14 protein-coding genes are annotated in these 14,034 nt (G+C 64.5%); 10 read left to right on the forward strand and 4 right to left on the reverse strand.

Features of this window, described 5'->3' with window-relative positions; genetic code table 11:
- The first annotated feature begins 57 nt into the window (after positions 1-57).
- Positions 58-1,146 (forward strand): PLP-dependent cysteine synthase family protein, encoded by a 1,089-nt coding sequence (locus ACE3Q6_RS11505; RefSeq protein ID WP_374432379.1) that lies wholly within the window; start codon positions 58-60, stop codon positions 1,144-1,146.
- Entirely contained in the window at positions 1,143-2,561 is a 1,419-nt protein-coding gene (locus ACE3Q6_RS11510) for an aspartate aminotransferase family protein (RefSeq protein WP_374432380.1), read from the forward strand. The genes ACE3Q6_RS11505 and ACE3Q6_RS11510 overlap by 4 nt, the downstream gene beginning before the upstream one ends.
- 151 nt (positions 2,562-2,712) lie before the next feature.
- Here ACE3Q6_RS11510 and ACE3Q6_RS11515 read toward each other — a convergent pair whose 3' ends face one another.
- From ACE3Q6_RS11515 to ACE3Q6_RS11525, 3 genes are read right to left on the reverse strand one after another with little or no spacing between them, the layout of a single operon-like run.
- Positions 2,713-3,471, reverse strand: coding sequence for an ABC transporter ATP-binding protein (locus tag ACE3Q6_RS11515; protein ID WP_374432381.1), 759 nt, complete (start codon positions 3,469-3,471; stop codon positions 2,713-2,715).
- Positions 3,465-4,532: a FecCD family ABC transporter permease gene (locus ACE3Q6_RS11520; protein WP_374432382.1), complete on the reverse strand. Its 1,068-nt coding sequence runs from the start codon at positions 4,530-4,532 to the stop codon at positions 3,465-3,467. The genes ACE3Q6_RS11515 and ACE3Q6_RS11520 overlap by 7 nt, the downstream gene beginning before the upstream one ends.
- 52 nt (positions 4,533-4,584) lie before the next feature.
- Positions 4,585-5,709 carry an ABC transporter substrate-binding protein gene (locus tag ACE3Q6_RS11525; RefSeq protein ID WP_374432383.1) on the reverse strand — a complete coding sequence of 375 codons (1,125 nt, stop codon included), beginning with the start codon at positions 5,707-5,709 and terminating at the stop codon, positions 4,585-4,587.
- A 127-nt stretch (positions 5,710-5,836) separates the two neighbouring features.
- Here ACE3Q6_RS11525 and ACE3Q6_RS11530 point away from each other — a divergent pair, with 127 nt between their 5' ends.
- Complete coding sequence (locus tag ACE3Q6_RS11530) at positions 5,837-6,622, forward strand: class I SAM-dependent methyltransferase (RefSeq protein WP_374432384.1); 786 nt, start codon at positions 5,837-5,839, stop codon at positions 6,620-6,622.
- Positions 6,623-6,748: 126 nt separating this feature from the next.
- On the opposite strand, the gene ACE3Q6_RS11535 is transcribed toward ACE3Q6_RS11530, so the two are convergent.
- Positions 6,749-7,771, reverse strand: coding sequence for a LacI family DNA-binding transcriptional regulator (locus ACE3Q6_RS11535; RefSeq protein WP_374432385.1), 1,023 nt, complete (start codon positions 7,769-7,771; stop codon positions 6,749-6,751).
- A gap of 278 nt (positions 7,772-8,049) precedes the next feature.
- Between ACE3Q6_RS11535 and ACE3Q6_RS11540 the strand changes: the two genes are divergently transcribed.
- From ACE3Q6_RS11540 to ACE3Q6_RS11570, 7 genes are all read left to right on the forward strand, one after another.
- The gene (locus ACE3Q6_RS11540; RefSeq protein ID WP_374432386.1) at positions 8,050-9,066 is read left to right on the forward strand and encodes a sterol desaturase family protein; all 1,017 of its coding nucleotides are present in this window, start codon (positions 8,050-8,052) and stop codon (positions 9,064-9,066) included.
- Positions 9,067-9,172: 106 nt separating this feature from the next.
- Positions 9,173-10,144 carry a substrate-binding domain-containing protein gene (locus ACE3Q6_RS11545; RefSeq protein ID WP_374432387.1) on the forward strand — a complete coding sequence of 324 codons (972 nt, stop codon included), beginning with the start codon at positions 9,173-9,175 and terminating at the stop codon, positions 10,142-10,144.
- Between the two features lie 62 nt (positions 10,145-10,206).
- The gene (locus tag ACE3Q6_RS11550; RefSeq protein WP_374432388.1) at positions 10,207-11,211 is read left to right on the forward strand and encodes an ABC transporter permease; all 1,005 of its coding nucleotides are present in this window, start codon (positions 10,207-10,209) and stop codon (positions 11,209-11,211) included.
- The gene (locus ACE3Q6_RS11555) at positions 11,211-12,029 is read left to right on the forward strand and encodes an ATP-binding cassette domain-containing protein (RefSeq protein ID WP_374432389.1); all 819 of its coding nucleotides are present in this window, start codon (positions 11,211-11,213) and stop codon (positions 12,027-12,029) included. The genes ACE3Q6_RS11550 and ACE3Q6_RS11555 overlap by 1 nt, the downstream gene beginning before the upstream one ends.
- 90 nt (positions 12,030-12,119) lie before the next feature.
- Complete coding sequence (locus ACE3Q6_RS11560) at positions 12,120-12,431, forward strand: MocE family 2Fe-2S type ferredoxin (protein ID WP_374432390.1); 312 nt, start codon at positions 12,120-12,122, stop codon at positions 12,429-12,431.
- A 1-nt stretch (position 12,432) separates the two neighbouring features.
- A complete protein-coding gene (locus tag ACE3Q6_RS11565) occupies positions 12,433-13,206 on the forward strand; it encodes a TIM barrel protein (protein ID WP_374432391.1) in 774 nt (257 codons plus the stop codon).
- Between the two features lie 2 nt (positions 13,207-13,208).
- On the forward strand, positions 13,209-14,018 hold the full coding sequence (locus ACE3Q6_RS11570; RefSeq protein WP_374432392.1) for a 3-methyl-2-oxobutanoate hydroxymethyltransferase: 810 nt from the start codon (positions 13,209-13,211) through the stop codon (positions 14,016-14,018).
- The last annotated feature ends 16 nt before the right edge of the window (positions 14,019-14,034 follow it).

Below are 14,034 nucleotides of genomic sequence, written 5' to 3' on the forward strand. Positions count from 1 at the left end.
GCAAGCTTGGCGGCCGAATGAGACCTATGGTTCCCCAACATGCGACAGGAGTATGCGATGTCCCCCGAGCAGATCAGAACCACATCCGGCCGCGGACGGATTTACGACAGTATCCTTGATACCGTCGGCGATACCCCCGTCATCTGGCTTGGCAGCTTGTCACCGCCGGGGGTCGATATCCTGGTCAAGGCAGAATTCTTCAATCCCTGCGCTTCGGTGAAGGACCGGCTTGCGCTGAACATCATCGAGGCAGCAGAACGCGACGGGCGGTTGAATCCCGGGCAAACCGTGGTGGAAGCGACCAGCGGCAGCACCGGCATCGGCCTTGCCATGGTCTGCGCACGGAAAGGCCATCCGCTGGTCGTGACGATGGCCGACAGTTTCTCGGTGGAGCGGCGGCGTCTGATGCGGATGCTGGGTGCCAGAGTGGTCTTGACCCCGCGCGCGGCAAAGGGCCTTGGCATGTACCGCAAGGCTGTCGAACTTGCCGTGGCGAACGGCTGGTTCCTGGCACGTCAGTTCGAAACCGCAGACAACGCCGACGTCCACGAAGCCACCACCGGGCGGGAAATCCTTGCCGATTTCGCGGGCAAGCGGCTGGACATCATCGTGACGGGCTACGGCACAGGCGGCACCGCCACCGGCATCTCGCGCGTGCTGCGGCGCGAACGGCCCGAGACAAGGTTGGTACTCGCCGAACCCGCCAACGCCGCGCTGGTTGGCTCGGGGCGCGCACAGGAGAGGACGGCAGCCGGTGCGCCCGCCGCGCCGCACCCGGCGTTCAAGCCGCACCCGATCCAGGGTTGGACGCCGGACTTCGTTCCCTTCGTCCTGCAAGAGGCCTTGGATGCCGGAGCCTTTGACCAGGTGCTACCGGTTGCTGGACCCGAAGGCGTTGCGACGGCCCAGCGTCTGGCCCGAACCGAAGTCATCCTGACCGGCATTTCGGGCGGGGCCACGCTCGCCGTCGCGCTGAAACTGGCAGAAACTGCGGCCTTGGTCACCGTCATCCTGGTCATTCTGCCGGACACCGGCGAGCGGTACCTTTCCACCCCGCTTTTCCAGTCGATGCCGGAAGACATGGACGATGAGGAACGCGCCATTTCGCTGTCGACACCCGGCTATCAATTGGAGGTTACGGCATGATCAGCCCTTCGCTTGACCCTGTGGATTGGGAAGACTTCCGCGCGCTGGCCCACCAGCTGGTGGATACCGGCATTGACCATACCCGCGATATCCGCACCCGTCCGGCCTGGCAGCCGATGCCCGAAGACGTGCGCGTGCGGTTTCGTGCGCCGCTGCCACGGACTCCGCTGCCCCTGACCGAAGTGGTGGCGGCCCTGGAACGCGACCTGCTGCCCTATCCCATGGGCAACATCCATCCGCGCTTTCATGCCTGGTACATGGGCGGCAGCAATCCCACTGGCGCCCTGGCCGATTTCCTTGCAGCGATCGTCGGCTCGAACCTCGGTGGCGGGGATCACGCCGCCGCCGACATCGACCGTCAGGTTGTCGACTGGTGCCGCCAGATGACCGGCATGCCGGATGGCACAAGCGGCACCCTGGTCTCGGGCGGGTCGATGGCGAACCTTGTCGCTCTGACGGTGGCCCGCAACGTCAAGGCGGGCGTGGACGTCAGGGTGCACGGGATACAGGCCGCCCCGCCGCTGCGGTTCTATGCCTCGGCTCAGGTTCATGGCTGCCACGTCAAGGCTGTCGAGGTTCTGGGCCTTGGCCGGACCTGCCTGCGCCTGATCCCGACCGAGCCGGATTGCCGGATGGACATCGCCCTCTTGCAAAAGGCCATTGCCGAGGATCGCGCCGCCGGCCTCCGTCCTGCCTGCGTCATCGCGACGGCGGGCACCGTCAACAGCGGTGCGGTCGACGACCTGCCTGCGCTGGCCGACCTGTGCCGGGCCGAGGACCTGTGGTTCCACATCGACGGCTGCATCGGCGCTCTGATCGCGCTTGGCCCCCGCCACCGGGGATTGGTCGAAGGTGTGAACCTTGGCGACTCGCTCGCGCTTGATCCGCACAAGCTGTTGCAGGCCCCGTTCGAGCTGGGGTGCTGCCTTGTCCGCGACCGCGACCTGCACCGCGCGACCTTCGCGCTGAACCAAGAGTACCTTCAGGGGACGACCCGCGGGCTAGCCGCTGCGGAATGGCTATACGATTACGGCTTGCAGACCTCGCGCGGGTTCCGGGCGCTTAAGCTCTGGATGAGTATGATGGAACAGGGGGCAGATCGGATGGGCCAGATCATCGACCGGACCATCGACCTTGCCGCCGACCTGCGCGCGCGGCTGTCTGCGACCGAGGGGTTCGAGGTGATGCACGGCTGCGGGCTGAACATCGTCTGCTTCCGGCATGTCGGCCCAGACGAGGCGACACGCAAGGCGCGGAACATCGAAACGATGCTTGTGCTGCAGGATGAAGGCACCGCCGTCCTGTCGGACACGACGATCGGCGGGCAACATTGGCTTCGTGCGGCCTACGCCAACCACCGCACGACGCCAGAGGATGTGGCGGCGCTGATCGGTTCGCTTGAACGCTTGCACTGAAATGAGGGCGCGAAGGCTGCTGACCGGATCTGCTGCGATGGTCTTCCCGCGACAGGAGAGTTTGCCTTCCGCCCTTTGCGTCCACGTGGTCGCTGTCGGCCCATAGCGGACATTGGATGGTCTGCGTCGACTGACCTTAGACACAGCGGCACTACTGCAGTTCCAGCACCCGGTCGACGATCATCATCGGACATCCGCGCGAGCAGGTCTCCACCCGCGCCTCGATGCCGTAAAGCGCGCGCAGCAGGTCGGGGTTAAGGGTCTCCAGCGTCGGCCCGGTGGCGACGATCCGACCGTCCGCGACGGCGATGGTCATGGCGCAGGCCCGCATCACCTGGTTCAAGTCGTGCAGGGCAAGGATCACCACGGCACCCGTCTCGGCGGCGTAGCGGCGCAACAGGTCCAGGACCTCGTATTGCCGGTAGAGGTCCAGCGCCGAGGTGGGTTCGTCCATCAGCACGACCCGGGGCCGGCTGACCAGCGTTTGCGCGATCGAGACCATCTGCCGCTGTCCGCCGGACAATTCTGCCAAAGGCGCGTCCGCAAGTCCGGCGATGTTCAGCCGCTGGAGGATGCCGTCCACTGCGGCAAGTTCGCCCGCGTCCAGCCGCCAGCCGCCGCGGCCCTGTTTCAAGGACAGGATCACGGATTCATAGACACTGAGCGCCGCAGTCATCCCGGTATCCTGCGGCATGTAGCGCAGGTCCTGCGGGCTGGCTCCGGACAGGGTGACGATGCCACCGCCGGAGAGTTGTCCGGCAATGCGGCGGAAGAGGGTGGACTTCCCTGCGGCATTGGCCCCGACCAGTGCGGTCAGCTGGCCGCCGGCGATCTCGGGCGTGGAAGCGTCGGCGTAGATGACCTTGCGGCTATAGCGTGCTTCGACGTGGGAGAGTTGCAGAGCTACCATTGCCGCCGTCCGTGCGTGAAGATCAGGGTCGCGAAGAAGGGAACGCCCACCAGCGCGGTGATGACGCCGATGGGCAGGACCGCACCGGGCAGGATCGTCTTGGACAGGACCGAGGTCGCGGACAGGATCAGCGCCCCGGCGAGAATGGAGCCTGGCAGGAAGAACCGCTGGTCCTCGCCGAGGAGCAGTCGCGCGATGTGCGGGCCGACGATGCCGATGAAGCCGATGGTGCCCACGAAGGACACCGGCACGGCCGCCAGAGCCGATACCAGGATCAGCGTCTCAAGCCGCAGGCGGCGGACCGGCACGCCCATCGCGGCGGCGCGCGTCTCGCCCAGCCGGATCGCGGTCAACGCCCAGGCGCGGCGGGCGAAGAGCGGGGTGATGACCACCAGGATTAGCGCCGTGACGGCGACCTTGGTCCAGGTGGCCTTGGTCAGGCTTCCCATCGTCCAGAAGACCACGGCCGCCAGAGCCTGTTCCGAGGCGAAGTATTGCAACAGCGCAAGCAGCGCGTTGAAGGTGAAGACCAGAGCGATGCCCAGAAGCACGATGGTTTCCACCGTCACGCCCCGCATGGTGGAGAGGCCGAAAATCAGCATCGAGGCAACCATCGCCATCGCGAAGGCGTTGATCGGCACCATCAGCGCCAGGGCCGTCGGCACCAGCGCCACGCCCAGGACCATCGCCAGCGCCGCGCCGAAACTGGCGGCGGCCGAGATGCCAAGGGTGAAGGGGCTGGCCAGCGGGTTTGCCAGGATCGTCTGCATCTGCGCCCCCGCCAGCGACAGGCAAGCGCCGACCGTGACCGCCATCAGCGCCATCGGCATCCGGATCTCCCAGATGACCATCCGCATCTGCGCCTCGGCCTGACCGGGTTGCAGCAGCGTCGCCACAACCTCTTCCAGCGCATAGCGGGCGGGGCCAAGCGAGACATCGACGGCTACGGACAATGCAAGCAGCGCGAAGAGGCCGCCCAGCATCAGGATCCGTCGCAGGACCAGCCGGCGGTACGGGTGGCCCGGCTGTGCCTGGGCAAGAGGTTCTGCGAATGTGGACATGATGGGCCCCAGACAGGAATGGGGCGGCACGCGGTGCGCCGCCCCAGGTAGCTCAGTTCAGCGAGACCCAGTAGCCGGGACGGTATTCCACCGGCAGGAACCGTTCGTGCAGCTCCTTCAGCGTCGCTTCCGGGTCGAGGTCGGCGAAGAGCTCGGGGTGGACCCATTTCGCCAGTTGCTGGACGGCGACGAAGCTGTATGGGTTGTTGTAGAACTGGTGCCAGATGGCATGGACGTTGCCTGAGGTCACCGCGCGTGTACCCACGAAACCGGGCCGCTCCATCAGCGCTGCAAGCTTCTGTTTCGCCACGTCCAGGTCCGCGCCGGGGGCCACGCCCACCCAGGCGCCGCCGGGGACATAGGCCTCCCAGTTGCCGCCGGTGACGACCACGATCTCGGGGTCGGAGGCCACGATCTGCTCGGCATTCACCGTGCCGAAGGTGCCGGGGATGAAGGGCTCGGCCATGTTGGTGCCGCCCGCCTCCTCGACCATGCGGCCGAAGTTTTCGGATCCGAAGGACATGCAGCAGTCTTCCGAATATCCGCCGGCGCGTTCGACGAAGACCAGAGGGCGCGTCAAATCGGTCTGCGCCGCGATGACCGAGCGGACCTTGTCCATCTGCCCGGTGTAGAAGGCATTGAACTCGGCCGCGCGCTCCTCCTTGCCGTAAAGCTGGCCGATCAGCTCCATCGACTTCATCGTGTTCTCGAAGGGCTTCTCGCGGAAGTCGACATAGATGATCGGGATGCCCACGGCGGCAAGCTTCTCCTCATACCCGGCCTCGGCGGTCGCGGCCTTGGCCTCAAGGTTCAGGATCATCACATCGGGGTTCAACGAGACGGCCTGTTCGATGTCGAAGGTGCCCTCCTTGAAGCCGCCGAAAGTCGGGATCGCGTCGATCTGGGGGAATTTCTCCAGATAGGCGGCATAGCTGTCCGGGTCGGCCTGCTTCAGGTCATCGCGCCAGCCAACGACGCGGGCGAAGGGGTTCTCGGTCTCCAGGACAGCCGTGAAGAAGGCCTGCCGCCCCTCGCCCAGGATCACGCGCTGGACGGGCGTCTCGACCTGCACCTGCCGTCCGGCAACATCGGTGAGGGTGACTGTGTCGGCTTGCGCGAGGCTGGCTGCGATCAGGCCCAGTGCGGCGGCACCGAGCAGGGTGGAAAGGCGGGTCATCACGGCTCCTTGGTTGATGATGGCGCCGGCCTAATAATTCCGACTATCCTTGTCAACAATAGAATCCGAGTTGTTTTGTCGGAAATAATCGGATAGGCCCCGCGGAAAAGGAACAAGGGGCAAATCAATGGCAGGGCTGGATATTTCACCCACGCATTCGAACCGCGATTTGCGGGACGAGATCAAGGATTACTGGTCCGACCGCGCCGCGACTTTCGATCTGGACCCAGGCCACAAGATTGCAGCTGGAGCAGAGCGAGCGGCCTGGAAGGTGCTCTTCCGGCGCCATCTGGGCGAAGCTGGCGGGCGGCGGCTTCTGGACCTGGCCTCCGGAACCGGGGAGATTGCGATGCTGTGCCACGAGCTTGGCTATCGCGTGACGGGTCTCGACTGGGCCGAGCCGATGCTGGACCGGGCCCGCGCCAAGGCAGCCGCGGCGGGGGCGGACGTAATCTTCCTGCAGGCCGATGCCGAGCGCACCATGCTCCCCGCAGCATCGCAGGACGTGATCGTGACGCGGCATCTGGTTTGGACCCTGGTCGATCCAGCCGCGGCCTTCGCCGAGTGGTTCCGCGTTCTGGCCCCCGGCGGACAGCTGCTGGTCGTCGACGGGGACTTCGTCTCGAAAAGCCGAGCCCACAGGCTTCTTTCCCGCCTTCTGGGCCTCACCCGCCGTCCTGTTGAAGGCGGCATGGCGGACAGGCATGCCGGGATCCTGTCGCGAGTCCACTTCTCGACCGGGGCTCGGGCGGTGGAGGTGGCGTTTCTGCTGGAGCAGGCAGGTTTCACCGAAATCGTGATCGACACGCGCCTTGGACAGATCCACAAGGCACAGTTGTCCGGGCTGGGCTGGAAACGTGTGCTTCTTCGGTCGAGCGAGCACAGGTACGCGATCAGCGCGCGGAAAGAGTGATCTATCAGTTTGCGGTGCTGACACTCCTCGGGACGAGGGAAGTGACTGTCCGCTATCCGCCCTTCGCGTCCACGGGAGCTCTCGGCCCATAGCTGCCATTCACATGATCGCCAAGGGAATACCCAGTTAAAGGTTCTCCCGAGTGTAGATCTCGAACGGAACGATGGTTGTCTGGTTGCTACCGGGCTGCGCACAGGCTCTTACCATGCCGTCGATCGCCTCGCGGGCCAGGCGGGGAAGGGGATGCGAGAGCACCAGGTTCATCGTGCCGTCCAGAAGCGCCGCCCGGGTCACGTCCATCAGGTCGTAGCCTACGACGACGATCGACGCTGCCCGCCCCGATCCGCGCAAGGCGGCGACCGCACCGCTGATACCGCCACCGGACACGTAAAGACCGGCTAAGTCCGGGTGTTCGGAAAGGAGCTTCTCGGTCATCTCCTGAGCGACGGCGGCGGACTCATGGGTGGATAGCGGTTCCAGCAGGATGAATTCAGGCGCGTGTTCGCGGAAGTAGGACCGGAACCCAGTCTCGTTCATCTCCTGGTTCCGGTAGCGGGGGTTTCCCATCAGGATGCCGATCTTTCCCGGGGCTTTGCAGATGTTGGCGAAGGCCCAGGCCGAAGTGCGCCCGACCTTCCAGTTGTCCAGCCCGATGTAGGACATCTGCCCCGTGACGCTGATCTGCGAGATGAGGGCGAAGACCGGGATTCCGCGCGCCTGAATCTGTTCCAGCGCCGCGGTGACGACCGGGTGAACAGCGGCCGTCAGACAGATGGCATGGCAGTCATCGGCAAGTGCCAGGGCGCGGTCTGCAACGTTCTGCGGCGTGAGGTCTTCCAGGAACTCTACTCGCAGGTCGACCTCGGCCATCGCCGCGGTGGTGGCGGCTTCTTGCAGCGCATTCGCAACGTTCTGATAGAAGGGCCGGTGCCTCTGCAGCAAAAGCACGCCGAAGCGCAGATGCGGACGCGCGGCGGCTACGCGGGCCTGAATGCTGCCCAGACCGTAGAAGCCGATCTGCTCGGCCGCTTCCTGCACCCTTTCCCGGGTCGCCTGACGGACATTCTGGGCGCCTGAAAGCACTCGGTTAACGGTCGCAACCGAAACTCCTGCAGCTTCGGCAAGGTCCGGGATCGTTGGCCTGCGCATCGGGACCTCTTTGCAATCCTTCGTATCATCCAAGGGTCATATTGATACGAATGAGACGATTTAGTGTTTACGCTATCATGGCGGGTTGATTTGACTTCCGTCAAGGCGCTTATCTCCACCCGACGACACGGGCGGTGAGGGCGAGTCTCAAGCCGCCGGGGGGAAGGTTTGAAACGCATGAAGTGGGGGCCGCTGGCCCTGTCTGACCGGGGCCGCACGCCCTGGAACGAAACTGCTCATGGCTTCGCGTCCGCCCCCGGAAACTGACGGAGGATGACATGGACGATCTGCAATACGGCACCCGCAACAAGCGCGGCGATTGGGCTCCGAACGCCCATCTGGAGCTGCCGCCGTTCTGGCGCCGTCCGGTCAGCCTGCCCAAGGTCCTCGGCTGGATTCCCGAATACCTGTGGCCGTGGAACGCTTTCCACATGGCGACGGCGCTGGTCTGGTGGTTCTACGTCGTGCCGGATGTCGAGACGATGAAGACCCTGACCTGGGGCTGGGCGCTGTGGCTTTACGCGGTGAACGCGGCGGCGATCTTCGTCTTCTACGGCTCGGTCGAGCTTTTCTGGTATGTGAAGAAGAAGCAGGGCACCCGGTTCAAATACAACGGCAAGTTCCCCGCCGAGCAGCCTTCGGACGTCTTCTGGTTCAAGAGCCAGAACATCGACAACTTCCTGCGGTCTTTCTTCATCTCGATCCCGCTATGGACCTTGGTAGAGGTGCTGTTCCTCTGGGCCTTCGCCAACAGCTGGGCCACTTGGCTACCTTGGGTGACGCATTGGCCCTGGCTCGTCGCGCTGACGCTGCTTTGCCCCGCGATCCACGAGATCCACTTCTTCGCGATTCACCGGCTGATCCACACGCCGTTCCTCTATAAGTGGGTGCATTCGGTCCACCACAACTCGGTCAACCCCTCGCCGTGGTCGTCGCTGTCGATGCATCCGGTGGAAGGTTTCCTCTATCATGCGGTGGCGTTCTGGCACCTGATCATCCCGTCGAACCCGATCCTGGCCATGTTCCAGCTGCACATCGCGAGCTTCGGGGCGGTGAACGGCCACATCGGCTTTGACAAGCTGGAACTGACCGAGGACCGCACGCTCAATAGCCACGCCTATGCCCACTACCTGCACCACAAGTATTTCGAGGTGAACTACGGCGGCGATGGCCTGATCCCCTTGGACAAGTGGTTCGGCTACTGGCACGACGGATCGAAGGACGGCGAGGCGCAGATGAACGCCCGCTTCCAGAAGAAAAGAGAGCGGATGAACGCCAAGGCGGCCCGCACCTGACCTCACTCAGCAATTCCACCGACCCGTCGAGGAGGCGGGCCAGGTGGTGATGACCCCAGGATCAACAACCCGCCACGAGAGGCGGACCAAGGGAGGAGACAGACCAATGAGCTTCATGAAGACGTTCGCCAAGGTTCTTGCGACCACGGCGCTGGTATCGACCGGATCGGCCGCGATGGCCGCCAAGATCGCCGTCATCGGCGGATCGAACGACGATGCTTTCTGGAACATCATCAAGAAGGGTATTGATGATGCCACGCCGGGCGTCGTCGCGAATGGGGGCGAAGTGACTTACCTGCGCCTTGTGAACTATGACAACTTCGCGCCGGACGTCGTGCAACTGATCCGCACCGCGATCAGCATGGAAGTCGATGGTCTGGTGATCCCGAACTGGGTGCCCGAGGCCGAAGACCCGGCGATCAAGGACGCGATGGCGGCGGGCATCAAGGTCATCCTGATGAACGCGGGTGGTGCGGACAAGGCCAAGGAGCTGGGCGCGATCAACTACGTCGGCTCGGATGAATACGTGGCGGGCGTCGCGGGCGGCGAATACTTCGCCGACGCGGGGCAGAAGAACGTCCTCTGCATCAACACCCTTCCGGGAACGGCCAACATCGAGGCGCGCTGCAAGGGCGTGATCGACGGGATCACCGGCAAGGGCGGAAAGGGCGCGCAACTGCCGTTGCCTTCGACCTCGTTCGGCGATGCGACCGCCGTGGCCGAGGCGATCAAGGCGGAACTGCTGAAAGACGAGACCATCGACGGCGTGATCACCATCAGCGCGGGCGACGCGGACAGCGCGGCGATCGCAGTGGAACAGGCGGGCAAGACGGGGGCTACCAAGCTGGGGTCCTTTGACATGAACCAGGCGGGTCTGGACCGGATCAAGGCGGGCACTCAGGCCTTTGCCATCGACCAGCAACCCTACCTGCAGTCCTACCTCGCGGTCAGCCTTCTGGCCTCGCACATCGACTTCGGAACCGACCTGCCGGTCTTCCCGGTGCTGACCGGGCCGGGCATCGTCGATGCGTCGAACATCGATGCGACGCTGGCCGGCGTGAAGCTCGGCGCGCGTTGAGGCCCTCCGGGGACCGGCCACGCGTCGGTCCCCATTCCTTCTGTCCAGACCGGGAACGACCCATGTCCAGCATCTCCATCGGCGGTCTCTTGCGCCGCCCCGAGGCCGGGGCCGCGCTTGGCCTGATCGCCGTCCTGATCTTCTTCGCCGTGTTCGGCGGCATCACCTTCCTGAAACCCGCCGGCATGGCGAGCTGGCTGAACGTGGCCGCCAACCTGGGCGTCATTGCCATTCCGCTGGGTCTTCTGATGATCGCGGGTGAACTCGACATCTCGGTCGGTGCGATGGTGCCCTTTGGCGCCATGACCGTTGCCGTCGTATCCGGCCACTACGGCCTGCCGATCTGGCTTGGCGTCGCTGTGGCGCTGTCCTTCGGCGTGATCGTCGGGTTAGTGAACGGCATCCTGGTCGTGAAAACCGCTGTCCCCTCGCTGATCGTGACTCTTGGCAGCCTGTTCGCCGTGCAGGGAATCGTCCTGGGCCTGACGGTCCTGATCACCAAGTCGACCTCGGTCGCGCTGACGGTGGAAGGTCCGGCCAAGGCGCTGTTGGGGGACTTCATCCTGGGCGGACAGTTGCAGGTCATGGTGCTGTGGTGGCTGGCGCTGACCGCGCTCTACCTTTTCTTCGTCCACCTTTCGCCCTTCGGGAACTGGATCTTCGCGATGGGTGGGGACAAGGTCTCGGCCCGCAATGCTGGCATCCCGACCGATCGGCTGACGATCATTCTCTTTGTCCTGTCGGCCACATCTGCCGCCTTCGTCGGCATGTGCCAAGCGATCCTCTACAACTCGGCCCAGGTCGCGGGCGGCCAGTCCTTCATCTTCAATGCCATCATCTCGGTCGTCGTTGGTGGGGTCTTGCTGACAGGTGGTTTCGGGTCGGTCGTGGGCATCTTCTTCGGCACGATCACCTTCGCCATTGTGACCCAAGGAATCTACTACACCGACTTCGACCGGAACTGGTCCTCGCTGATCATTGGCGTTCTGCTTCTGGGCGCGGTCCTGATGAACAACACCTTCCGCAAGATGGCGCTGTCCTATAGCCCGAAGAAAGGAGCCAAGTGATGGCCGCTCCCATCCTTGCCCTTCGGGGCGTGAACAAGAGCTTCGGTCCGATCGACGTGCTGCACGACATCACGCTTGAGGTCCGGCCGGGCGAGGTGCTGTGCCTGCTGGGCGACAACGGTGCGGGCAAGTCGACGCTGATCAAGATCATGTCTGGCGTGCACCAGCCCTCCTCGGGCAAGATCGAGCTTGACGGGGCGGAAGTGAGCTTCCCGACGCCTCGCGCGGCGCAGGATGCAGGCATTTCCACCGTCCACCAGTTCGGCGGCACCTTCCCGCTGATGTCCATCGGACGGTCCTTCTTCGTGGGGGTCGAGCCGACCAAGGGCTGGGGCCCGTTCAAGGTCTATGACCGGAGGACCGCCAACGCGGTCGCGGTCAAGGCCGTGCAGGAGATGGGCATCACCCGCATCACCGACGGCGACCGCCTGGTTGGGGGCCTGTCGGGTGGTGAACGCCAGTCGCTGGCAATCGCCCGGGCCGTCCACTTTGGCGCTCGGGTGCTGATCCTGGACGAACCCACCGCGGCGCTTGGCGTGAAGCAGGCAACCCACGTTTTGCGCATCGTCAACGAGGCGAAGAAGCGCGGCCTTGCCGTGATCTTCATCACCCACCAGGTCATGCACGCAATGGCGGTGGGCGACCACTTCGCCGTTCTGATCCGTGGTGCCGTCGCGGCTGACTTCAAGAAGGGGGAGAAGACCCGCGAAGAGATCACCGACCTGATGGCCGGGGGCGCCAGCATGGCGAGCCTTGAAGCCGAGATCGAAGGCTACATGGCGAGCCACGGCGGCCATCCGCCTCCGCCCGCCGCCTGACCCCTTCCCGTCGGAGCCTTCCTCCGGGTTTCCGACCCTTCCCCAACCCGGTTGCCCCCGGGTCGGGGCCTTCAACTCTGGACAAGAACCATGCCAACCTGGATCCGCGCCTGCGCCACCGACGACATCGAAACCGACGACCTGATCCGCTTTGACCATGGATCGCAGACCTTCGTCATCATCAGGTCCGAGGAGGACACCTTCCATGCGATGGATGGCATCTGCAGCCACGAGAAGGTCCATCTCTGCGATGGGCTGGTGATGGACGGCACCGTCGAGTGCCCCAAGCACAACGCCACCTTCGACTACCGCACGGGCGAGGCGAAACGTGCCCCCGCCTGCATCAACCTGAAAACCTTTCCCGTCCGGGTTCAGGACGGAGAGGTCTGGATCGAGGTCTGACATGAGCTTCCAACTTGCCGCCTGCGCCGAGATGCTTTGGCGCGACCGCCCCATCGCCTGGCGTGCCAGCCGCTTGAAAGAGATGGGTTTTGGTGTCGGCCTCTGGAACTGGCCGAACTGGGATCTCACCGCGCTGGAAAAGACCGGGGCGACCTTCACCATCATGAACGGATACCTGAAGGGCCGCCTGACCGATGCCGAGGGCTGCGAAATGCTCCTCGCCTCGGCCCGCGAGACTGCCAAGGTCGGCAAGCGGCTGGGAGTCCACCGGCTGAACCTGCATGGCACGGGCCTGGGTGACATGGGCATTCCGATTCCGCAGATCGGGACCTTTGCCCCCGGCATGGAACAGCGCGCTCGAGACACGCTGCACCGGATCTGCGATCTGGCCGAGGCCGAGGGGCAGGTTTTCACGCTGGAGAACCTGAACCACATAGATCATCCCGGCTGTCCGTTTGGCAGCACGGCGGCGGTGCTGGGCCTGGTCAGTGCCGTCAACCGCCCGCAACTCAAGGTCAACCTCGACCTCTACCACACCCAGATCGGCGAGGGCGACCTGATCCGTTGGTGCCAGGCCTGCCTGCCCTGGATCGGCGAGGTCCAGGTCGCTGACAACCCGGGCCGCTGCGAGCCCGGGACGGGCGAGATCAACTATGCCGGCGTCGCCAAGGCGCTGACGGACATGGGCTACCAAGGCCCCGTCGGCATGGAAGCCAACGCCAAGGGCGATGAGGAGGCTGCCCTGGAAGCCTTCCGCAAGGCATTCACGGTGTAATCATGGTCCACAAGGCAAACCGCCCCACCGTCCACGACATTCGCGCGATGAAGGCGCGGGGGCAGAAGATCTCGATGCTCTACGTCACCACGTTGGAAGAAGCGGCGGCGGCGGATGCGGCTGGGATCGACATGCTGTCGATCGAGAGCCGCTTCTTCAGTCCCGAAATGCGCGAGGCGGCGGGCCGCTGCTTCGTGCAGGTCGGACTTCCCTATGGACCCTACGGCAGCCTTGCCACCGCCGAGGACTACCTCCGCGCAGCCTTCAAGTTCACCGCGATGGGGGGAGACTGCTTCTACTGCGCGGCCTCGCTCGATATCCAGAAAGCCCTTTGCGACAACCACGTTCCCATCGTGGCCCATGTCGGCCTGATCCCGTCCTACATCACCTGGACCGGCTGGCGCGCCGTGGGCAAGACCGCTGCCGAGGCGCGCGCCGTCTGGGACCACGTGAAGCAGCTGGAAGCGATCGGGGCCTTCGGGGCCGAGTTGGAAGTCGTCCCCGACAAGCTGGGTGAGTTCATCAGCCGGAACACCCCGATGATCATGCTGGGCATGGGCGCAGGCCCGGGGGCCGACGCCCAATACCTCTTCGCCGAGGACGTCCTCGGCTGCACCGACGGCCACAAGCCGCGCCACGCCAAGACCTACCGCAACTTCGCAGCCGAATACGCCCGGCTGCAAGACGAACGCATCGCCGCGTTCAAGGAGTTCATCGCGGACGTGAACACCGGCGGCTACCCGCAGCCGCAGCACGACGTCGCGATGGCGGACGCGGAATTCGAAACCTTCAAGGCCGGTCTCGGCCAGTAACATCAAGGAACCTACC

Source organism: Tabrizicola sp., assembly GCF_041913445.1.
Taxonomy (GTDB): domain Bacteria; phylum Pseudomonadota; class Alphaproteobacteria; order Rhodobacterales; family Rhodobacteraceae; genus Tabrizicola.